Consider the following 22,402-nt stretch of genomic DNA (forward strand, 5'->3'; position numbering starts at 1 on the left):
TGATGTCTCCTGTCATAGTCTGATTGGCTTCTGGTGAGCCGGTGTTTCGTAATACAGCGTTCTAGCGCCATGCCTCCCGAAGCTTGCGGCGAACCGTCGCGGAGGCCGCGCGGTGCGCGCTGCCGAGCCGGCTGTCCAGTCCGCGGGATGGATCGGCGCGAATGTCGTCGAAGGCGGCTTGCAGGGTCTTTTCGACCGTTGACTGATCGGCGCCGGTGGGCGCGTCGGCGTTGCTCACGGAGAGCAGCTTCCAGAGCAGTCCGAGCGACGCGTAGTTGTCGATGTCGTAGGCCATCGGCGGCACGCGCGCTGTGAACGCTTCGAGTTCGGCAACCGAGCGCAGCGTGACGCGCGCGGCGGATTCCTTGCCCATCGCGTGAACCATGACCTGCGGATCGGCGAGCGCGATCAGGCGGTTCGCCTGATAACCGTGCGCGAGAAGCGCTCCGGACATCGCGCGTCCCACGATCAGCCCGATCACCGGATGACCGGCGAGACGCGCGCTTGCGTAGGCGTCGGCGGCGCCGGCGAGCGCCTGATGGATGCCGTACGCTTCCTCGCACCGTCCATACGCCTGGCTCGCGACATCGATCACGGCGACGATCGCGCGTTTTCCAACGAGTTCGTCATCGCGCCCGGCGTCGGCAACGACGGCTTCACGCACCGCGCGCGCGACCTCCCACGCCTCGACGAGACCGACCTCGCCGTTGCGTGCGCGCGGGAACGGGTTCTCGGGGTCGGGCACCACGGCGATGAAACGCGCGGGATGAACGCCGAGCCGCGCATCGGCGACGCGCACCGAGGGCGGATAACCCGCCTGCAACGGCGCGCTGTAAGTGAGCGCGTCCAGCCAGACCGCGCCGCGCTTCGAAAGCTCCTGTGTGCTCATGACTCGAACCCCTTGCCGTAGATGGTGGCCGCCTGTTCCGGCGTGGCCTGCGCGTCCGGATCGATTTCGGCAAGCCGCGCGAGAAAGCCCGCCACGCGTTCGCTGCGGCATGCGCGCGGACGCCCGGCGCGAAACCGCTCGATGACGGCAGTGCGGATCGCATCGGCGTCGTCTTGCGTGTACACGTCGACGAGCCCCGTGCGATGCCGTTGCTCGCAACCCGTGAAGCTCCAGATCATCGGGCGGTCCCGCGAATCGAATTCCGCGATGCCCGCTTCCTGCTCGATCACCGCCGGTCCGTTCAGCCCGAGCCGCGCTTCGCGCGTGCCGATCAGATAGCTGCACAGCCCGGCCGCGATCGACATCCCGCCATAGCATCCGATCGGACCGGCCGTGATGCCGATCACCGGCTGATAGCGCCGCAAATCGACGATGCCCGCGTGGATCTCCGCGATGGCGGCGAGTCCGAGATTGGCTTCCTGCAAGCGCACGCCGCCCGTCTCGAAGAGGATGACGGCGCGCGTCGGGATGCCGTTGCGGTTGTCCTCGGCGGCGAGTTCGAGACTGCCCGCGATCTTCGCCGCCGACACCTCGCCCATGCTGCCGCCCTGAAATCCGCCGTCGATGGCGAGCACGACGGCGGGCTGCCCGTCGATCGTGCCCTTCGCGACGACCGTGCCGTCGTCGGCCTGCGTCACGATGCCTTGCCGGGCGAGCCAGGGCGAACTCACGCGCTCGAACGGATCGAGCAGTTCGCTGAAGCTGCCTGCGTCGAGCAGCTTCTTCGCGCGGCTGCGCGCGTCCAGTTCGATGAAGCTCTGGCGTTCGAGCAATTGCTGTGTGTCCATGACGTTCACGCTCCGCCGGTGGGTTTGAGTTGTTCGAACACCTGCCCGATGCGCATCTGCACGACGCCCGGCGTCGCGCCGGAATCGTTGATTTCGAGCGTCGCGGCGGGCAGCGATCCGTCGCCGAAGATGCGTTCGAGCACGGCCTGCCAAAGCCGGCCCTTGCCGTCGACGGAGGTCGTGATGTTCACCACGGTGCGGTGCGTCGCGTTCGCTTCGAGCAGGACTTCGAGGTCTCCCGACGCGACCACGCCCGCCAGCGCGCGGCCTGCGACGGGCGGACCCGCCGGAAATTCGAGGACGATGGTTTCCATGTGCGTTCCTATGTGTTCCTATGCGTTCGTCGTAAGAAGGGCGTCTTGAAGCCGGTCGAGAAAGAGCGCCGCGGCGAGCAGATCGGCCGCGCCGCCCGGCGACACGTGCAACTCGACGAGCCGCCGGTCCAGCGCCTTCAGGTGACGGCGGCCGTCGAGCCGGGCAGCGCCGCCGTGCGCCAGGACGCGCCGCGCGCCGTCCTGCAGCTCGGCGAGCGCGGTGCGTGTGCCGCGTGCGAGCACGCAGGTGTCGTCGAGACTCGCCATCACGGCGAGGAGCGCGTTCAGCCGCGCGGCCGTCTCGCTGTCGCCGCGCTCGCGCGAGCGCGTCAGTTCCGGCAGCGCGATGTCCACGACATGCGGAAAACCCGCCTGCGCCTGCCCGCGCGCGCCGCCCACGTCGTAGTCGCGGCACGCCTGCTCGCCCTTGTTGCCGGTGTGGGCGGGCGCGCGCCGATCGGGCAGCCGCGCAAGCGATCCGGCGCGTGCGGCGATGCCTCGCGGCGTGCGGTCGGTCATGTCGCTTGCCGCCGACGTCACGAGCAGGCCGAGCGCCCAGATGGCGCCGCGATGCGTGTTCACACCGCGCGTTGCGTCGAGCATTCGGGCTTCGCCTTCGCGGCCGATGGCGCCGATGCGCTCGCGCAGCGCGGGCAAGGGCAGTGTTTGCGTGCCCGCGCGCGCCAGTTCGACGAATGTCGGCTGCAGCGCGAGCGCCGATGCGCACATCAATCTCCAGTCCAGGTCGTGATGCGCGCCGCGGCTGCGGATATCGACGAGGCCGGGCTTCGGCGCGAGCGTGACTTCGTCGATCAGCGCCAGCACGACCGCTTCGCCGAGACGCTCGGCCGGATCGGGCGCCGTGCGCGGCGAGGGCGCCGCGCTCATGGCGAGGTTGTCACGCATCACCAGCTCCGGAAGCGGGCGGGCGGCTCGTACAGTCCGTCCGACCAGTCCACGAGATCGGCCACGCTCTTGGCGGCGAGGAGCGACCGGCTGGCTTCGCTGCGATGAACGCCGAGATCCTCGGGCAGCGCGACGAAGCCGTCGCGGCGCAGGGCCGCTAGCTTGTCCGCGCTGCTCGCGAGGCCGACGGGCGTGACGCCCGCGACGGCCGCGATCATCTCCTTGCGATGTTCGAGCGAGCGCGCCTTGTACAGGTACGCGATGCCTTCCTCGGTCAGCACGTGCGTGACGTCGTCGCCGTAGATCATCACCGGCGCGAGCGGCATGCCCGACTCGCGGCCGACTTCCACCGCGTCGATCGATTCGACAATGCTCGGCTGGCCGCTCGCCTGGAACGTCTCCACCATCTGCACGACGAGCTTGCGGCCGCGTTCGAGCGGGCTGTCCGTTTGCAGCAGGTCGAGCCACGCGGGCGTCGCGTGGCGGCGGCCGTGCGGATCGTGGCCCATGTTGGGCGCGCCGCCGAAGCCGGTCAGGCGTCCGTGCGTGACCGTCGACGAGTTGCCCGCGCCGTCCATCTGCAAGGTCGAGCCGATAAACATGTCGACCGCGTATTGCCCCGCGAGCTGGCACATCGCGCGGTTGGAGCGCATCGAGCCGTCGCGGCCGGTGAAGAAGACATCCGGACGCGCGGCGACATACGCTTCCATGCCGAGTTCGCCGCCGAAGCAGTGCACGCTTTCCACCCAGCCGGCTTCGATCGCGGGAATCAGCGTCGGATGCGGATTGAGCGTCCAGTGGCGGCAGATCTTGCCCTTCAGGCCGAGCTTTTCGCCGTAAGTCGGCAGGATCAGTTCGATCGCCGCCGTGTTGAAGCCGATGCCGTGATTGAGCGACTGCACCTGATGCCGCTCGTAGATGCCGCGGATCGCCATCATCGCCATCAGGATCTGGATCGGCGTGACGAGGCGCGGGTCGCGCGTGAAGAGCGGCTCGATGAAGAACGGCTTGTCCGACTGCACGATGAAATCGATCCACGAACCGGGGATGTCGACGCGCGGCAAATCCTTCGGATCGTCGACGATCTCGTTGACCTGCGCGATCACGATGCCGTCGCGAAACGCCGCGGCTTCGACGAGCGCGGGCGTGTCCTCGGTGCTCGGCCCGGTGTAGAGGTTGCCGTCGCGATCGGCCTTGAAGCCGGCGATCAGCACGACGTTGGGCGTCAGGTCGACGTAGAGCCGCGCGTACAGTTCGATGTAGGTATGGACCGCGCCGATTTCGAGGATGCCGTCCTGCAGGAACTGCGAAATGCGCAGGCTTTGCGCGCCGGCATAGGCGAAGTCGAGCTTTTTCGCGATGCCGCGCTCGAAGAGATCGAGATGCTCCGCGCGGCTGACGCTCGGAATGATGAGATGCAGATCGTGGACGACGCCCGGATCCACTTTCGCGAGCGAGCGGGACAGGAAGTCCGCCTGCTTCTGGTTGTTGCCTTCGACGACCACGCGGTCGCCCGACGCGATCAGGCTTTGCAGGACATCGACGATGCGCTCGGCGGGCAGGACCACGCCATCCGCGATCGACGACACGCGCGCCAGCCGGCGATGTTTTTCCGCGCGGCGCGTGGCCCAGCGGGACGGGGAAGGGCTTTGACTGGACATGTATGGACTCGCTCAGGGTGTAAGGCGAGTCTAGGGAGCGCGTCCTGTCCGTTCAATCACCCTCGGGATGCGTTCGTTATCCCAAGGTTAATGAACCGCCGTGCGATGGGCCGTGAGCCTCGCGGGGCGGGGCGTCTGGACGGGCGCTGCCGTCCGGGGGTTTTCCCTCGTGTCGCGCCCGGTGCGCGCGTCGCCGTGAATGCAGGCGAACGCGCGCGATCGGGCGTGGGGCGCTCAGCGCCGCATGGCGAACATCCGCAAGGGGCGCATCAGGCGCTTTCCGCGCACGGCCCAGTAGACGCTGGCGAGCACGAGCACGATCGCGCTGCCGAAGACGAGCGTCGGCGACATGTGTTCGGGCGCGGGATGGCTCGTCGCCAGCATCAGGCCGGCCATGAGTGCCGTGCCCGCCTGGATGAACGAGCGACGCGCGCGCGAGCGGCGCGCATTGAAACGCATGGAGCGGGAGACCGGCGCGCGTGTGAACGGTTCGAAGAGGATCATTGCGGCGACGAGTGCGACCACGAAGTTCATGAGGCTCATAACGTCACTATCCGGATTGGGCGGGGAATAACCTGCGACTATACGAAGCGCGCTTGCCGTAAAACACTGGAAATATCTGAAAGACGCCTGCAAGTTCGAAGCGACGGACGGTCGCAGTGCAGCGTCCGGACGACGACGACGGCATTGCACATCGCAAACCTGGTCAGACTTCGCAGTTCGTCGGTAGCGTATGATGGGCGCGTTTTTGCGAATGGATGGGTACGAAGATGCAGAAGAAATCGTTGAACCGGATCGCGATCGCCCTGGCGGCTCTTGCCGTGCTGGCTGCGTGCGAAAAACACGATGCCGCCGCCGGACAGGCCGCGAGCGCGCTGAACAACCTCGCGAGCCAGACGAACCAGAAGTTCGATCAGGCGGCGAGCTACGTCGGCCAGCATGTCGATGCGGCCAAGCAGGCGGCGCAGCAGAACCTGGACTCGGCGGGCTCGATGCCGAGCGTTTCGGCGAGCGGCGTCGCCGAAACGGCGCGCTCGAACCTGCAGGGGGCCGCGAGCGCCACCAACGCGGCGATCGCGAACGCGGCGAGCACGACGGGCGCCGGTCTCGAAGTCGCGGGCAAGAAACTGCAGCAGTGGGCGGCGAAGGACGGAATCGGAAATCAGGGCGCGAGCGGCGCGGCCGCCGCGACGGATTCGAGCGACGCGCGCACGGAGATGGATAAATAGCGTCGCAGAAGAGCGAGGCGAAACCGGCTGAGAAAGCGCTTTTTTGTTAAATAATCAGACAAAATGCCTGGCGCGACGACTAACATTCGGTTACGTCCGCGCAAACCGGTGGCGGGGGCGCAACCGCTAAACTGGCGGTCTTTCGGATTTCCCGACCGCCATGAAAAGACGCCTATGAAGTCAAGCCTCTTCGCGCTTGCCTGCGCCCGGTCGATCGTCGCGATCCTTGCGCTGACGCGGCTCGCGTGGCGGACGGCAACCTGGCGCACGGGCCTCGCCAGTCGACTTTTGCTCACGCTTGGCACCGTCTGCGCGTTCGCCGGACTCGCGCCTGCCGCGCACGCGGCCGGTCCCGCGCTCGCGCTGCCGTCATTCCAGGAACTGCTGACGCCGCCTGCCGCCTCCGCGCCGCCGGCCGCATCAGCGAGTGCCGTCGACGACGCCGACATGGTGCGCTCGCTCGACAACATCATCTCGACGCTCGATAGCGACAAGCAGCGCACCGCGCTCGTCGCGCAACTCAAGAAACTGCGCGACGCGAAGCGCGAAGCCGAATCGGCGCCGGCGACCGCGAACGCGGCGAACGCCGCCGCCGCCGCCGGCGCCAGCGGCAGCGCGGGGGCGAGTGCGCCGTCCGCGTCCACCGCGAGCGAGACGCAAGCGGCGGCATCGTCGGTGGTCGCGACGATCGCGCAGAACGCGGGCCTCCTCGGCGCGATCGCGTCCGCGCTTTCCAGCGTCGAGGCCGACATCCGCCGCGGCAAGACGCCGTTCGCCTACTGGGGCGGCCGTTTCAACGCGGCCGGCAACGAACTCTTCACGATCGTCACGAGCCACAGCCGCGAGTCGTTCGGCCGCACGGTCGGCAACTTCGTCGCGGCGCTAGCGGGCTGGGGCTTGTGCGCCTTCCTACTCGTCTATCTGCAACGCCGCGTGCACGCGCGCTACGGGATCGCAGCCGGCCTGCACCCGAATCCGACCACGCGCGAACTGCTGCTCTTCGCGCTGCGGCGCGTCGGGCCGTATCTGGTCGCGTTCCTCGCCGCGCTCGCGTTCGTGCGCATCATGCCGCAGTCGCTCGGACGCACGCTCGCGATGGTCATGGCCTACGCGATCGTCGCGGGCGCGGTGTTTTCGTCGATCTGCCTGATCATGTTTTCGCTGTTCGGCTCGGCGCACCGGCGGGTGGCCGTTAATGTACTGATCGGGGACGCGCGGCGGCTCCTGTTCCTGATCGGCACGCTCGGCGCGCTCGGCGACGCCGCCGCGAACTACGACGTCGCGCAGCAGCTCGGCACCAATCTGTCGGGCCTGATCTCGACGGTCGCGAACATGGGTGCCGCGGTCCTGACGGGCTATTTCGCGCTCACGTTCCAGCGGCCGGTCGCGCACCTGATCCGCAGCCGCTCCTACGAAGTGCGCCAGAAGCGGCGCGCGGCCACCGAGACCTTCGAAGTCCTCGCGTCGTTCTGGCAAGTGCCGACACTTCTGCTCGCGGGCGCGTCGGTCGTCGCGACGCTCGCCGGCATCGGCACGTCCGAGAACGTCCTGCAGATGGCGATCGCGACCGCGGGACTGCTCGTCGTCGCGTTCTTCCTTTCGGCGATCGTCGTGCGCGTGACGCGTCCGAGGGCGAAGAAACCGCGCCGCCAGTCGGCGTACATGCGGCGGCTGGTGAAGTTCATCGGCACGCTCTTCGTGCTCGGCATCTGGCTCGCGTTCTTCGAGCTTTCGTCGCGGCTCTGGGGCTTCTCGCTCGGCGCGCTGGCCGAGCGCAGCGTGGCCGCGCGCGGCATCACGCACGCCGTGAGCGCGATCATCACGACCTTCTTCGTCGTCTGGCTGATCTGGATCCTGATCGACACCGCGATCCAGGAAGCGCTCAATCCGAACGCCGCGCGCGGCAAGTCGCGTGGACCGAGCATGCGCGCGCGCACGATGCTGCCGCTCGTGCGCAACGTCGTGTTCGTCGGCTTGCTGACGATCGCCGGCATCGTCACGGCCGCGAACCTCGGGCTCAACGTGACGCCGCTCCTCGCCGGCGCGGGCGTGATCGGCCTCGCGGTGGGTTTCGGCGCGCAGTCGCTCGTCGCGGACCTGATCACGGGGCTTTTCATTTTGATCGAAGACACGATCTCCGTCGGCGATTCGATCGATATCGACGGCGGGCATGCGGGCATCGTCGAGAGCCTGACGATCCGGACCGTGCGCCTGCGCGACGGGCAGGGCGCGATCCACGCGATTCCGTTCTCGCAGATCAAGATCGTGAAGAACCTGTCGCGCGATTTCGCCTATGCGGTGTTCGAGGTGCGCGTGCCGTTCTCGGCCGACGTCGACCAGGTGACGCAGATGATCCGCGAAGTCGGCGCCGAGCTGATGGCCGACTTCCGCTATCGGCGCGAGATGCTCGGGCCCGTCGAGGTCTGGGGACTCGACCGGTTCGACCCGAACTGGATGGTCGTGAAAGGACAGATCAAGACGCGGCCGCTGCAGCAGTGGAGCGTCGCGCGGGCGTTCAACTTGCGCATCAAACGCAAGATGGACGAGATCGGCATGGACGTGCCGGTGCCGCAGATGCAGGTGCAGATGTCGCGCGAGAAGGTGGTGCGCGCCGGGCCGCAGTCGGAAGAATTCGAATTCGACATGCTGCACGACAGGCAGGCGGCGCGGGAAGCCGAAGCGCGTTCCGAGGACGAAGCGAAGCCTGCGCCGGAGCCCATGTCGCCGGTCGTGAAAAGCGCGGTGGCGAAAGCCCGCGACGTGTCGCACGAGCCCCGCCCGGCGCCGCCGCCGACGGATCAGTCGGTGCAGATCCCGCCGCAGATTCCGACCGCGACCGAGCCCGGCAAGGGATAAGCGTTCAGACGGCGACCAGATCGTTGACGTGTGTCGCGATGTGCGCGCCCGCCACGCCGTAGACGTGCAGCGAAATCGCGCGCTGCCTTGCGTGCGCCGCGTTGCCCAACTGGTGAATCGCGCCGCGCCCGGCGCCGGCGAACGAAACCGCGCCAGCGTCGCGGGCCTGTTCGCGTACCGCATACGCGCGGTTTGCGTCCGGATGCCAGCGAAAGAGCGTCTCGACGAGCGATCCTTCGACGACCGCATAGCCGCACCACGTGCGGTGCGCATGAACCGGGCTCGACTGACCCGGCGCCCAGACGAGCGCGGCGACGGCGTAGCGGCCGCGCGGATCGGCGGCGAGCAAATGCCTCGTGTAGCCGTTCGCGTCGCCCTCGCGCTGGGAGGGCGCGAGCAGCCGCTCGTCCCGTGCCGCCGACGACAACGCCTCGCTCACGAGGCGCGCGAAGTCGGCGGGGGCATCGAACGCGGCGTCGAGCTGCCCGGTCAGCCGGGTGAGCGTCGAGGTGTCTGAAAGGCGAGCGGGAAGGGTGTCGCGGATCATGGTTGCGGCGCGTGTCGTAGTTAGGGTGAGCACCATTTATACCGGTTTGCATCGGGAATTAGTTTCCATATAATTCCGTGCGATCATCCAAAAGTAGAATAATTTCCTATAAGGGGTGCAGTGTGGGAATGGACCTCATCGACCGCAAGCTGCTGGAACTGCTTCAGGCTGACGTCACCATGCCGATCGCGGAACTGGCGCAGCGCGTCAACCTATCGCAGACGCCATGCTGGAAACGCGTGCAGCGTCTGAAGGAAACCGGCGTGATCCGGGCGCAGGTGGCGCTGTGCGATCCGCGCAAGCTCGGCGTGGGCACGACGGTGTTCGTCGCGGTGCGCACGAACCAGCACACGCAGAGCTGGGCGGAGGACTTCACGCGCGCCGTGCGCGACATCCCGGAAGTGGTCGAGGTCTACCGGATGAGCGGCGAGACCGACTATCTGCTGCGCGTGGTGGTGTCCGACATCGACGATTACGACCGCGTCTACAAGGAACTGATCCGCGCGGTGCCGCTCTACGACGTGAGTTCGAGTTTCGCGATGGAGCAGATCAAGTACTCGACGGCGCTGCCGGTGAGGCCGCCGCTGACGGATACGGGACGCTGAGACGGGCGGCACGCATCGTGCAACGCGGCACGCGTCATGCAACCGTTCTGAAACCCGGCGCGGGTAACATGGCGCCTCCCTTCGCACGCCACAGTCGAGTTCCCTCCATGTCCGATGACCGCAAGCCTCGCCCGCAGAAAAAGAACCCGACCCGCGCGATCAGCGTTTTCATCGTCGTGGTCGTGCTCGCGGTGGTCGGAACGCTTTTCTTCAACGCGATCCGCGAAAAACACGAATTCGAACGCGAGAATGCGCAGCCGACGCCCGCGAGCGGCGTGAGCCCGGCGGTGCCGGCCATCGGCGCGTCGCAGTAAGCGTCAGTCAAACTTTCACGCGGGCAGCCGGATCACGCTCGCGTCCTTGCGGATCAGCATCGAGGCGGCGAGCATCTGCTTGCACTGATGCGCGAGCAGCTTCAGGTCGTGGACGACGTCGCCTGGAATCTCGGCCGCGCGTTCTGCCGCCACCACCATCGAGTCGAGCCCGCGCGTGAGCTCCTTCGTCCGTTCGCCGTGGTCCTCGGAAGGCGCCGCGCCGGCCTGCGCCTCGGCGAGGTCCTCGCGGATCACGGCGAGCGCGCGCGCGACAGGCTCGATCGCGTAGCCTTCGACGTTTGCGAGCGACTGCAGAAGCGGCGCCGCCGCCGTGATCTGCGAGGCGAGCACATGCGACTGCACGAGCAGGTCGTTGAGTTCGGCGACGAACTTCTGCTGCGCCTTCGGTTCAAGCATCATGCGCTGGAACGCCTGCCCCAGATTCGCGAACGCGACGTGCACGTTCTTGCGCGCGAGCCGATACCGGTAATTGCGATCGAGCGCGGTCGCGGCGACGGTGGCCGCCGCCGACGCTCCCGCGCCCGTAGCCGCCGCGGTGCTTTCGCCCACGGCCACCGACGACAGTTTCGCCGCCGTCGCGTTGGCGGACTTGAGCGCGGGCGCCGGTTCGACGCCGCCCGCAGTCTCTTTCGATGGCGCGGCGCCGGCCAGATCGCCCGATTGCGACTCGGGTATCGAAGCGACGGCCGCGCGGGCGTTGCTGTCGGCGAAGAGGGCGGCGCCGGAGCCTGCCTCCGCCAGCACTTGATTCGCGACCGCTTCGCCCTTCGCCTGAGCCCGCGCGATGTCCGTCGCCGACTTCGCCGCTTTCGTCCCCGCGCCAGCCTTCGCATGGCCCCAGCCGCTCGCGTCCAGATAGTTGCGCATCGCCGCGATCATGTCGTTGACGAGCTTGCCCATCAGCCGGTATTCCCAGTACGGAAAGAGATGGCTCGCGGCGATCGCGATCGCGCTGCCGACGACCGTGTCGATCGCCCGCTCGCCGATGAGACGAAGGCTTCCCGGCGCGAGCAGATGGAACATCAAGAGCACGAACGACGACGTGAACACCACGCTCGCCGTGTAGTTGAAGAGCAGAAGGCTGTAGCTCATCACCATCGACGCGAACATCACGATCAACAGCAGATGCGGCTCCTTTACGAGCAGAATGAGCGCGACGGTGGCCGCGCAGCCGATCGCCGTGCCGATGATCCGCTGCGTGTTGCGCTGCTTGGTCAGCGAGTAGCCGGGCTTCAGGATGATGACGGTCGTCATCACGATCCAGTACGCGTTGGTGAGCGGCAGGAGCCGCCCGAGCCAGAAGCCGGCGCCCACCGCGATCGTCACGCGCAGCGCGTGCCGGAACGAGGGCGAGGCCATCGTGAGATTCGAGAAGATCTGCATCGGCGGGACGCGGCGGCTCGAAATGAAGCGCGAGAGCGCGTTGTCGATGCGCATTTCGGTTTCGGTGACGTCGACGTCCGGGCGCGTGTGGCGGCGCATCCGGTCGATCAGGCGCGTCGCGCTCCACAGGCGCCGGAACACGGCCGCGACGGCCGCGTAGGCCTCCGGATTCTTCCCGGGCAGCCCGTGCTTGCGCATCAGTTCCAGTTCGTATTCGATTGCGCGCAGTTCCGCCTTGACGCTGATCTTCGCGCGCGCGGGCTGGTTCTGCAGCACGGCGAGGCCGATTTCTTCGAGATCGAGGGCGGCCTTTCTCATCAGGTCGCGATAGAAGATCAACAGGTCCGAGCCGCCGAACTCGCCGCGCACGAGCGGATAGTCCGTGTGCGCGCCGACGAAGAACTCGTGCAGGTCGACCACGTTGATGAAGAGATTGAAGAGCTTCGCGCGGCGTGCGTCGAGCTTGCCTTTCTGCAGCTTCGGCAAATTGCGCAACACGATGTCGCGCGCGGCGTCCTGCCGCTCGACCGCCGCGATCTGCTTTTCGATCAGCTTTCGATAGCACTCGTCGAGATCGGCGTCGGCATCGTAGAAGTCGGCGCGCGCCATCAGGTATTCGCCGCAACTGAAGATGCTTTCCGCGAGCGCCTGCTGCTCGATCCGGTACACCTGCCAGTGGCTGACGAGCGTCGCCCAGTAGGTGTACCAAAGGCCGCCCACGAGAATCCATGCCGCGTTGACGAGCGCCTGCATGGGCGTGAAATGCTCTTCCAGCGTGACGATCATCATGAAGAGCGTCGCGAAGCTGATTTGCGGCCAGCGGTTGCCGTACACGACGATCAGCGACAGCACGAACGTGAGCGGCACGACCGTGAGCCAGAGCGTCAGGACGTTGGCGGTGGCGATGCCCGTGGCGAGCGCGGCGACGAAGCCGATCACCGTGCACGCGAGCATTTCGTTGTGCTTGTACTTGAGCGGGCCGGGCATGTCGACGACGCAGGCGCCGAGCGCGCCCGTCGCGATCGTGAAGCCGAGTTCGCGATTGTGGAACACCGTCAGCATCAGGACGGCGGGAAGCGACACGCCGAAAGCGATACGCAGGCCGCCAAAAAAATACTGGCTGTAGATGAATTTCCTGATTTCGAGCGAATAGCGCATCGACTTCCTGATTGTGACGCTTATTGGTATGGGCGGGCGCGCGTGACATCGGCCTGAAGCTGCATTCGAGTCTAACCCAACTGCAACCGGTTCTGACCTCGGCCGATCGGCCAGGTTCTGCGTGCAGGCGGCCTTTGTTATGCTGTGGCATCCCTTCAGAACCGTCTGAATCACAGCAGGATTCATGCTCGAACTTTTCTATTCGAACCGTCACGAAACGCTGTCGCAAGCGCTGTTCGACGACCTCTCGGCATTCTCGATGCACTCGGGCGATCCGTTCGCGAGCCAGCCCGTCATCGTGCCGAGCGCGGCCGTGCGGCGCCGGCTCGAACTCGACATGGCCGCGCGCTTCGGCATCTGTGCGAACGTGGAGTTCGGCTATCTCGCGCAGTGGCTCTGGGCGCAGATCGGGCGCGTGATGACGGTGCCCGCGCATTCGCCGTTCGCGCCGGACCGGCTCGCGTGGCGCTGCTACCGGCTCTTCGCGGGGCCGGCGTTCAACGAATCGGCGCGGCTTCGCGCGTACCTCGCCGCCGCCGACGATTCGATGCGCTACGAACTCGCGCGCCGCATCGCGACCGTCTTCGATCACTACCTGACCTATCGTCCCGAATGGCTCACGCAGTGGCAGCAGGGCGGCTCGATCCTGGCGTCGCCGGCCGCGGTTGCGATCGACGCATCCGGGCCGCGCCTCATGGGCGCGAGCGAGATTCAGCGCGAGGACGAGCGCTGGCAGGCCGCCTTGTGGCGCGCGCTGCTCGCCGACCTCGCCGCAAGCTCCGACGAAACGAACTACGATCCGACGCCGCCCGCCTACCGCTTTCTCGCCGAATCGCCGAAGCTCGATCTCAATGACGTGATGCAAGCCGAGTGGCCGGAGCGCATCAGCGTGTTTGCGCTGCCGACGATGCCGCCGCTGCACATCGCGCTCTTGCGCGAGTTGTCGCGCTGGATCGACGTGCGCATCTACGCGATGAATCCGTGTCAGGAGTACTGGTACGACATCGTGAGCGTCGCGCGGGTCGAGCAGCTTGAAATGAAGGGCGAGCGTGACTATCAGGAAGTCGGCAATCCGCTGCTCGCGGAGTGGGGACGCCAGACGCAGGCGCAGTTGCATATGCTGCACGAGCTGACCGAGAGCGCGGCGTCGCGCGATGCGAGCCACTTCGAGCGCAACCCGGCGCCGACGTGGCTCGCGCGCGTGCAGAACGCAATCCTGGATCTGAGCGATCCCGCCGACGACGGTCCGGTGGACGCGCCGGGTATCGAAGTGCACGTCTGCCACAGTCTCTCGCGGCAGCTCGAAGTGCTGCACGACCGCCTGCTCGGCTGGTTCGATTCGATCGAAGGGCTTGCGCCGTCGGACGTGCTCGTCGCGTTTCCCGATCTCGCCGCGGCCGGCCCGCTGATCGACGGCGTGTTCGGCACGGCGCCGTCGGGCACGGCGGGTGAGCGTCGCCGCATTCCGTATCGGATCACCGGTTTGCCGCCATCGCAGGCGAATCCCGTCGCGCGCGTGCTGCTCGACTGGCTCGCGTTGCCCGAGCGCAGTGTGGGCGCGCCGGATCTGATCGAATGGCTGCGTGTCGATGCGATCGGCGCGCGCTACGGCATCGACGCCGCCGCGCTCGAAACCGCGCAGGCCTGGTTCGCGGCGGCGGGCGCGCGGCGCGGTCTCGCGCCCGCCGAGATCACCGCGGAGCACGTTCCGCCCGCGCGCCACACGTTCTCCGACGCCCTGACGCGCCTCTTTCTCGGCTACGCGCTGCCCGAGGGCGGCGCGCCCGTCGACGAATGGCTGCCGGTGCAAGGCGCGAACGGCTCGGATGCGGAACTGCTCGGGCGCCTCACGCGCTTTATCGACGACATCGAGACCTTCGGCGTGCGCGCCGCAGAGGCGCGCACGCCGCGCGCGTGGGGCGAACTGATGCAGGAGGCGATCGAGCGTTTCTTCGACCCCGGCCTCGCGTTCAGCGATTCGATCGCCGACGTGCGCGGCACGCTGGATTCGCTGATCGTCGCGATGAGCGAAGGCGCGGGCGACACGGAAGTGCCGGCCGCCGTGCTGCGCACCGCCTTCACCGACGCCCTCGACGACCCCGCGCGCGGTGGCGTTCCGTGGGGCGGCGTCACGTTCTCGTCGCTCACGAGCCTGCGCGGGCTGCCGTATCGCGTGGTGTGCCTCCTCGGCATGGACGACGGCATGCTGCCGAGTCTCGCGCGCGCCGACGAGTTCGATCTGATGGCGAAGTTCGGCAAGCTCGGCGACCGCCAGCGTCGCGACGACGAGCGCAATCTCTTTCTCGACCTGCTGCTCTCGGCGCGCGACCGGCTGATGATCGCGTACACAGGGCGCAGCATCCGCGACAACGCTGTGCTGCCGCCCGCCGCATTGATCGACGAACTGCTCGACTATCTGGCCGAGGCCGCGGCGGGCGAGCATGCGTCGCCGGACGAACTCAAAGCGGCTCGCGCGCGCTTCGTCTTCGATCATCCGTTGCAGCCGTTCGCACCCGAGTACTTCGAGCCGGGCGCGCCGCTCTACACCTACGAGCCGGAGCGCGCCGAACTCGCGCGCACGCTCGCGCTCGGGCGGGCGCAAAAGCCCGTCACGTTCTTTTCGGAGCCGCTGCCGCCCGAGGACGACACCGAGCCCGTTGCCTTCGACGATTTCGTGCGCTTCTGGCGTCATCCGGCGCGCGCGCTGTTGCGCGATCGGCTCGGCATCGCGCTCTTCGACGCAGAAAGCGAACTCGGCGACACCGAGCCGTTCGAGCTCGACTTCAGCGGCCGCGATGCGCTCGCGAGCCGCGTGCTGCCCTCGCTGCTCGACCTGAGCGACGACGGCGCGCGCGCGCGGCGCGTCGCGCGCGCGAGTCCCGAGATGCCGGGCGGCGCGACCGGCGGCGTGTGGCAGGCGCAGGAACTGCATGCGCTGCATCATCTGGCGAAGCGCGTGCGCGACGCGCTGGAGGAAGGCGCGACCCGCGTGCCATTCACGCTCGATGTCGTGCCGCGCTGGCCGGAGACGGGCGGCGTCGAACTGTTCAGCGCTTTCGACGCCCAGCTCGCGGACGACGCCTCGAACCAGACGCTGCACCTGCACGGCACGCTGAACCTGCTGACACCGCAGGGCCAGGTGATCTACCGATACGATGCGCCGCGCGCGCGCGACTATCTCACCGCCTGGCTCGCGCATCTCGCGTACTGCGCGGCGCTGCCTGACGGCCCGAAGCGAACGGTGTGGCACGGACGCGGCGCACAGTCGTCGACGTTCGAGCTGACGGCGGTCGCGAATCCGCTCGCGCATCTCGCGACGCTCGCCGCGCTTTACCGCGCGGGACGCCGCATGCCGCTGCGCTTCTTCCCGAAAAGCGCGTGGCTCAAGATGACCGAAGGCGATTCGAAGGCGGAAGGCGCGTGGCTCTCCGAGCGCACCCGCAGCGAATCCGACGATCCCGCGCTGCGCATTGCGTTTCGCGGCACGAATCTCTCCCTCGACGAAATCTTCGCGACGCTCGCGAAACTCGTCTTCGAACCCTTGATGCTGCATCTGCGGAGCGATGCATGATGAACGCTTCGCCTACACACGTCGAAGAACTCGACGTCTTCGCCTGCCCGCTCGACGGCGTGAACCAGATCGAGGCGTCGGCGGGAACCGGCAAGACGTGGAACATCTGCGCGCTTTACGTGCGGCTGCTGCTCGAAAAGAAGCTCGCCGCCGACCAGATTCTGGTGGTGACCTTCACGAAGGCCGCGACCGCCGAGTTGCACGAGCGCATTCGCACGCGCCTCGCGGAGATCGCGCACGCCATCGAAAACGGTGACGCGGCCGGCGATCCGTTCATCGAACGGCTCTTCGAAACGACGCTCGCCGAGGTCGATCACGAGGAAGCGCGAAAGCGCATTCACATCGCGCTGCACACCTTCGATCAGGCGGCGATCCACACGATCCATGCCTTCTGCCAGCGCGCGTTGCAGGAGGCGCCGTTCGCGGCCGCGATGCCGTTCGCGCTGGAAATGGAAGCCGACGACAGCGCGCTGCGCTTCGAACTCGCCGCCGATTTCTGGCGCGAGCGCGTCGAGCCGGCGGCCGCGCGCGAGCGCTCGTTCGCGGCGTGGCTGGTCGCGAAAGGCGCGGGGCCGGCCTCGCTCGACGCGCAGCTCGCGCGGCGTCTGAAAAAGCCGCTCGCGGCGCTCGTTTGGGGCGAGACGCAAGCCCCCGCGACGCACGACGCGCAGTCGCTCTTCGAGACCGCATGCGTGCTCTGGCAGGCCGAGCGCGACGCCATCGCGAAGCTGCTTTTCGACGCCGAGGACAAGCTCAGCAAGACGACGCACAAGCGCACGATCATCGACGCGGCGATCAGCGCGTGGGCCGAGTACTTCAGCAACGCCGACTGCCACGCGGCGCCGCCGCAGGCCGCGTTGAAACTCACGGCGACGGCGCTCAGGGACGGCACGAAGAAAAAGCACACGCCGCCGGAACACGCGTTCTTCGAACACGCCGAGACGCTCGCCGCCGCCGCGCAGGCCGCCGAGGCGGCGCAACGCGCGCTGTGGCTCGACCTCGTGCGCGAGTGGCTCGACTACGCGCCGGCGGAGCTGGCGGCGAGAAAGCGCACGCGCCGCGTCGTCTCGTTCAACGATCTGCTCTCGAACCTCTACCACGCGCTGACCACGCACGCGTGGCTCGCGGATGCGCTGCGCGCGCGCTATCCCGCAGCGCTCATCGACGAGTTCCAGGACACGGACCCTTTGCAGTTCGCGATCTTCGACCGCGTGTTCGCGCCGGATGGGCCGCTCTTTCTCGTCGGCGATCCGAAGCAGGCGATCTACAGCTTTCGCGCCGCCGACCTGCACACGTATCTGGCGGCGCGCGAGGCGGCGTCGGCGCGCTACACGCTCGCGGTGAACCAGCGCTCGACGGCGCCGATCATCGATGCCTGCAACCGCGTGTTCGGCGCGAATCCGTCGGCGTTCATCCTCGACGGGCTGGATTACCAGCCGGTGCGCGCGGGCGCCCGAAAGCGCGCGCCCTTCGTCGACCGCACGCCGGCGGCGTCCTATTCCGATTCCGCCGATTTTTGCGTGTGGATGCTGCATCACGGCGAGTCGGCGCTGACGAAGAACCGCGCCCAGCGCGACGCCGCCGAAGCGTGCGCCGCCGAAATCGTGCGGCTTTTACGCGGCGCGCAACAGAATCAGGTGACGGTCGGCGCCGCGCCGCTGTCGCCCGGCCAGATCGCCGTGCTCGTGCAGACGCACCGGCAGGGCAGTCTCGTGAAGCGCGTGCTCGCCGCGTGGGGCGTCGGCAGCGTGGAACTGGCGCAGGCGTCGGTCTTCGGCACGCTCGACGCCGAGCAGATCGAGCGCGTGCTGGCCGCCATCGATACGCCCGGCGATCTGCGCCGCCTGCGCGCCGCGCTCGCGACCGACTGGCTCGGGCTCGACGCCGCCGCGCTCTGGCGTCTCGAACACGCCGATTCCGCCGACGCCGCGAGCGACGCGATGAGCTGGGTCGAACGCTTCTCGCGCTATCGGACGCTCTGGCACGAGCGCGGCTTCGCGGTGATGTGGCGCACGCTCGCGCGCGAGCTGAAGATCGCCGAGCGGCTTGTGGCGGGCATCGACGGCGAGCGGCGGCTGACCAACGTCAACCATCTCGCGGAACTCCTGCAGGCGCGCGGGGCGTTGCTGCCGGGCATCGCGCCGACGCTGCGCTGGCTCGCCGCCCAGCGCGCGGAGGAAGGCGGCGCCGACGAAGCGCAGTTGCGGCTCGAATCGGATCGCAACCTCGTGCAGATCGTGACGGTTCACAAGTCGAAGGGGCTCGAATACGCGGTCGTGTTCTGTCCGTTCCTGAACGACGGCTCGTTGCGCGAGCCGCCGTCGTCCGGCCTGCCCGATGCGAAGGAATATCACGACGAAGCCGGCGACGCGGTGCTTCACTACGGCATCGACGACGAAGCCGCCGAGCGCGCAAAGGCGCTCATCGTCCGCGAACAGGCGGCGGAGCGCGCGCGGCTCGTCTATGTGGCGCTCACGCGCGCCGTGTACCGCTGCTATGTGGTCGGCGGCGTCTATCTCGTCGGCAAGAACTCGACGAAGGAAGCGCGGCGCAGCGTGCTCAACTGGCTCGTCGCGGGCCGCGGTCACGCGTTCGGCAACTGGCTCGCCGAGCCGCCCGCCGAAGACGATGTCATCGCGCGCTGGCACGCGCTCGCGGCGGAGTCGGGCGGTTCGATTTCGGCGGAGCCGCTGCCGGTCGTCGAGGCGCGCGAACCGCTCGTGAGCCGGCGCGCGTCGGAGCACGAACTCGCGGCGCGCACGAGCCGGCGTCTGTTGCGCGACAGCTGGCGCATGGCGAGCTTCAGTTCGCTGATCGCGGCGGGCGCGCGCGAAGAGTCCAACCAGCCGCTCGCCGACGCGCGGCCCGATCACGATGAACTCGTCGACGCGATCGACGCGCTGCAACCGGCCGCCGCCGAGCCGCGCGAAAAGACGCCGCTCGCGGACGACGATATCCTCGCGTTTCCGCGCGGCCCGGCGGCGGGCGAATGCCTGCACCGGATGTACGAACTGGCGGATTTCACGTCGCCCGAAACGTGGCCGAAGGCCATCGAACGCGCCTTGCGCGAGCACCCGACGCCCGCGCCCGAACCGCTCGCGCGCCACTTGCCCGCGATGATGGCGCGCGCGCTGGCCGACACGGTGGCAACCGAACTCGTGCCCGGCATGCGGCTCGACACCATCGCGCCAAAGCGCCGCATGAACGAGCTCGAATTCCTGTTCCCGGCCGCGGCGCTCGACTTCGCGGCGCTGCGGCGTCTCATCGTCGCGCATGGCTTTCCCGACGTCGCGCTGGAAGCGGGCGCCCTGCGTGGCTTCGTCAAAGGATTCATCGACATGATCGTCGAGCACGAAGGGCGCTTCTGGATCGTCGACTGGAAGTCGAATCATCTGGGTGATACGCCCGCCGATTACGACAGCGCGTCGCTCGCCCAGGCCATGACCTCGCACGCCTATCATCTGCAGGCGCTTTTTTATGCCGTGGCGCTGCATCGCTATCTGCGCGCGCGGCTCGCGCATTACGACTACGAGACGCATATCGGCGGCTATCTTTATCTGTTCGTGCGCGGCGTGCGGCCCGGCTGGCGCAACAGTGCGCAGGCGGCGGGCGTGCATGTCGGACGTCCCGAACGCACGCTCGTCGAAGCGCTCGACCGGCTGATGGCGGGAGTTCCGGCATGAACGCGCGAACGAAGCCAGCCGCCATCGCCGCCGACGAAGGCATCGCGCTCGCCGAGGGGTTCGCGCGCAGGATCGGTGTACTCGCGAGGCGGCTGACGCGCGATCCGGCGAGCATCCGCTGGGCCGAGCGCGCCGCCTTCGCCGTGAGCCGCGCGACGGCGCAAGGACACGTGTGCGTCGCGTTGGCCGCGCTCGCCGCGCGCTATGGAGAGACCGTCGGAACGGCGCGCGCGGCGCTTTTTGCGAGCGGTCTCGCGTGTGACGGCGAAGGTCCGGCGGCGGATCTGTTGCCGCTCGTCGTCGACGAGGGCCAGCGTGTGTATCTTGCGCGCTACTTCGACTACGAGCGGCGGCTCGCGCAAGCGCTCGTCGCACGGATGCGTGGCGAAACGCAGCCGGACGCGTCGCGCGATCCGGCAACGCTTGCCCGGCGCATCGCGCGCTTCTTCGGCCCGCCGCAGGACGACGCCATCGACTGGCAGCGCGTCGCGGCGCTCGTCGCGCTCGGCGGGCGGCTCACCGTCGTGAGCGGCGGCCCGGGCACGGGAAAGACGACGACAGTGGTCGGCGTGCTCGCGTGTCTCATCGACGAGAGCCCGAACCTGCGCATCGCGCTCGCCGCGCCGACCGGCAAGGCGGCGCAGCGCATGCAGGAAGCGCTCATCGAGCGCGCCGGGCAATTGCCGCCGGAACTCGCGGCACGCCTGCCGCGCACGTCCTTCACGTTGCAGCGGCTGCTCGGCACGCTGCCCGACGGACGCTTCCGGCATCATCGCGACAACCCGCTGCCCTTCGACGTCATCGTGGTCGACGAAGCCTCGATGATCGACGTCGCGCTCGCCGCGCATCTCGTCGAAGCGGTCGCGCCCGATGCGCGGCTCGTGATGCTCGGCGACAAGGACCAGCTCGCCGCCGTCGAGGCGGGCGCGGTGTTCGCCGAACTGAGTGCGCAGCCCGTTTTCAGCGAAGTGGGCGCCGCGCGCATCGCGGCAGGGCTCGGCGTCGCGCCGCAGCATTTTCGCGCCGCGCTGCCGGACGATGCCGCCGCGCCGCACGCGTTAGGCGCGTTGGGCGATATGGAAGATGACTACCTGCTGATCGACGAGAGCGAAGGCTATGCCGCGCTGCACGAGGCCCATGCCGAGCCGTGGCATCCGGCGCCCGAAGACGTGCCCGCGTCGAACCCGCTCACCGATTGCGTCGTGTGGCTCGAGCGCAATTACCGCTTCGGGCTCGATTCGGACATCGGCCGGCTGTCGGTCGCGATCCGGCGTGGGTCGGCCGAGGCCGCGCTGGCAGCCTTGCAGGCGTCGGACGCCGGCGAGGGCGTCGCGCGTGCCGCCGTTCTAGTCGACGACCACGCGCCCGCGCTGTCCGAGCGCACGCTCGCGCGGCTTGCCGCAGGCTTCGCGCCGTATGCGCAGGCGCTCGCCGCGGCGCTCGAAGGGCAGTCCGGCGTCGCCGCCCTCTTCGACGCGCTCAACCGCTATCGCGTACTGTGCGCGACGCGCGAAGGCGCGCGCGGCGTCGACGAGATCAATGCGCGCCTCGCGGCGAAGGTGCGCGAGCGGGCGGGCGGCGCGCTTGCGTTCGGCGCGCAGTGGTTCGCCGGGCGTCCCGTGATCGTCACGCGCAACGACTACGCGCTCGGACTGTTCAACGGCGACATCGGCATCGCGATGCCGGCCGCCGACGGCGCGCTGCGCGTCGCGTTCCGCATGGCCGATGCGAGCTTGCGATTCGTGTCGCCGGCGGCGCTCCCGCCGCACGACACGGCGTTCGCGCTGACGGTCCACAAGTCGCAGGGCTCGGAATTCGATCACGCCGCGCTCGTGCTGCCGGCCACGTTCAACCGCGTGCTGTCGCGCGAACTCGTCTACACGGCGATCACGCGCGCGAAGCAGCGCGTCGAGGTGATCGGAGCGCCGGCGATCTTCGCGCAGGCCGTCGCGACGCCGAGCCGGCGCGATTCCGGGCTGGCCGCGCGCATCGTCGAGGAATCGCGATGACGACGCACCGCTACGAGATCGCGCCGAACGAAGTCGAGCTGACGGCCGTCCGTGCGCAGGGCGCGGGCGGGCAGAACGTCAACAAGGTGTCGAGCGCGATCCATCTGCGCTTCGACATCCGGGCGTCGTCGCTGCCGGAGACGATCAAGCTGCGCCTGCTCGCGTTGTCCGACAGCCGGGTCACGCGCGACGGCGTGATCGTCATCAAGGCGCAGGAGCATCGCACGCAGGACATGAATCGCGCGGCGGCGCTCGCGCGTCTTTCCGAGATGATTCATAGCGTCAGCGTGACGCGTCGCGCGCGAGTCGCGACCAAGCCGACGCGCGCCTCGCAGAAGCGGCGCGTCGAATCGAAGGTGCGGCGCGGCGCGATCAAGGCCGGGCGAGGGCGCGTGGAAGGGGAGTAGG

At 68.2% G+C, this 22,402-nt stretch carries 16 protein-coding genes; 8 read left to right on the top strand and 8 right to left on the bottom strand.

The genetic code is table 11. The features are described from left to right. Positions 1–61: 61 nt before the first annotated feature. The 6 genes from mdcE to QCE48_RS04690 form a co-directional block, all read right to left on the bottom strand. A complete protein-coding gene (mdcE, locus tag QCE48_RS04665; RefSeq protein WP_309785870.1) occupies positions 62–889 on the bottom strand; it encodes a biotin-independent malonate decarboxylase subunit gamma in 828 nt (275 codons plus the stop codon). After that, positions 886–1,737 carry a biotin-independent malonate decarboxylase subunit beta gene (locus QCE48_RS04670; RefSeq protein WP_309785869.1) on the bottom strand — a complete coding sequence of 284 codons (852 nt, stop codon included), beginning with the start codon at positions 1,735–1,737 and terminating at the stop codon, positions 886–888. Before QCE48_RS04670 ends, mdcE begins: the two co-directional genes overlap by 4 nt. 5 nt (positions 1,738–1,742) lie before the next feature. After that, on the bottom strand, positions 1,743–2,051 hold the full coding sequence (mdcC, locus tag QCE48_RS04675) for a malonate decarboxylase acyl carrier protein (RefSeq protein WP_309785868.1): 309 nt from the start codon (positions 2,049–2,051) through the stop codon (positions 1,743–1,745). 18 nt (positions 2,052–2,069) lie between these two features. After that, a complete protein-coding gene (locus QCE48_RS04680) occupies positions 2,070–2,957 on the bottom strand; it encodes a triphosphoribosyl-dephospho-CoA synthase (protein WP_309785867.1) in 888 nt (295 codons plus the stop codon). Further along, positions 2,957–4,618: a malonate decarboxylase subunit alpha gene (gene mdcA / locus QCE48_RS04685; RefSeq protein WP_309785866.1), complete on the bottom strand. Its 1,662-nt coding sequence runs from the start codon at positions 4,616–4,618 to the stop codon at positions 2,957–2,959. Before mdcA ends, QCE48_RS04680 begins: the two co-directional genes overlap by 1 nt. A gap of 234 nt (positions 4,619–4,852) precedes the next feature. Beyond that, positions 4,853–5,161 (bottom strand): hypothetical protein, encoded by a 309-nt coding sequence (locus QCE48_RS04690; protein ID WP_116561882.1) that lies wholly within the window; start codon positions 5,159–5,161, stop codon positions 4,853–4,855. Between the two features lie 227 nt (positions 5,162–5,388). Here QCE48_RS04690 and QCE48_RS04695 point away from each other — a divergent pair, with 227 nt between their 5' ends. Together QCE48_RS04695 and QCE48_RS04700 are read left to right on the top strand one after the other, a co-directional pair. Continuing rightward, positions 5,389–5,847: a hypothetical protein gene (locus tag QCE48_RS04695; RefSeq protein ID WP_309785865.1), complete on the top strand. Its 459-nt coding sequence runs from the start codon at positions 5,389–5,391 to the stop codon at positions 5,845–5,847. 174 nt (positions 5,848–6,021) lie between these two features. Continuing rightward, positions 6,022–8,703, top strand: a complete 2,682-nt coding sequence (locus QCE48_RS04700) for a mechanosensitive ion channel family protein (protein WP_404982767.1) — start codon at positions 6,022–6,024, stop codon at positions 8,701–8,703. 4 nt (positions 8,704–8,707) lie between these two features. Here the strand turns inward: QCE48_RS04700 and QCE48_RS04705 are convergent, their stop codons facing one another. Beyond that, entirely contained in the window at positions 8,708–9,250 is a 543-nt protein-coding gene (locus tag QCE48_RS04705; RefSeq protein ID WP_309785863.1) for a cysteine dioxygenase family protein, read from the bottom strand. Between the two features lie 128 nt (positions 9,251–9,378). Between QCE48_RS04705 and QCE48_RS04710 the strand changes: the two genes are divergently transcribed. Then, a complete protein-coding gene (locus tag QCE48_RS04710) occupies positions 9,379–9,855 on the top strand; it encodes an Lrp/AsnC family transcriptional regulator (protein ID WP_062636651.1) in 477 nt (158 codons plus the stop codon). 107 nt (positions 9,856–9,962) lie between these two features. Next, entirely contained in the window at positions 9,963–10,169 is a 207-nt protein-coding gene (locus QCE48_RS04715) for a hypothetical protein (RefSeq protein WP_309785862.1), read from the top strand. Positions 10,170–10,184: 15 nt separating this feature from the next. Here QCE48_RS04715 and QCE48_RS04720 read toward each other — a convergent pair whose 3' ends face one another. Continuing rightward, positions 10,185–12,731 (bottom strand): FUSC family protein, encoded by a 2,547-nt coding sequence (locus QCE48_RS04720; RefSeq protein WP_309785861.1) that lies wholly within the window; start codon positions 12,729–12,731, stop codon positions 10,185–10,187. Positions 12,732–12,915: 184 nt separating this feature from the next. Between QCE48_RS04720 and recC the strand changes: the two genes are divergently transcribed. The 4 genes from recC to arfB are packed head-to-tail and all read left to right on the top strand — an operon-like array spanning position 12,916 to position 22,401. Beyond that, on the top strand, positions 12,916–16,302 hold the full coding sequence (gene recC / locus QCE48_RS04725; RefSeq protein WP_309785860.1) for an exodeoxyribonuclease V subunit gamma: 3,387 nt from the start codon (positions 12,916–12,918) through the stop codon (positions 16,300–16,302). Continuing rightward, a complete protein-coding gene (recB, locus tag QCE48_RS04730) occupies positions 16,299–19,985 on the top strand; it encodes an exodeoxyribonuclease V subunit beta (RefSeq protein WP_309785858.1) in 3,687 nt (1,228 codons plus the stop codon). Before recC ends, recB begins: the two co-directional genes overlap by 4 nt. Then, complete coding sequence (locus tag QCE48_RS04735; RefSeq protein WP_309785857.1) at positions 19,982–21,994, top strand: AAA family ATPase; 2,013 nt, start codon at positions 19,982–19,984, stop codon at positions 21,992–21,994. The genes recB and QCE48_RS04735 overlap by 4 nt, the downstream gene beginning before the upstream one ends. Next, complete coding sequence (arfB, locus tag QCE48_RS04740; protein WP_309785856.1) at positions 21,991–22,401, top strand: alternative ribosome rescue aminoacyl-tRNA hydrolase ArfB; 411 nt, start codon at positions 21,991–21,993, stop codon at positions 22,399–22,401. The genes QCE48_RS04735 and arfB overlap by 4 nt, the downstream gene beginning before the upstream one ends. The last annotated feature ends 1 nt before the right edge of the window (position 22,402 follow it).

The organism is Caballeronia sp. LZ024 (assembly GCF_031451455.1).
Lineage (GTDB): Bacteria > Pseudomonadota > Gammaproteobacteria > Burkholderiales > Burkholderiaceae > Caballeronia > Caballeronia telluris.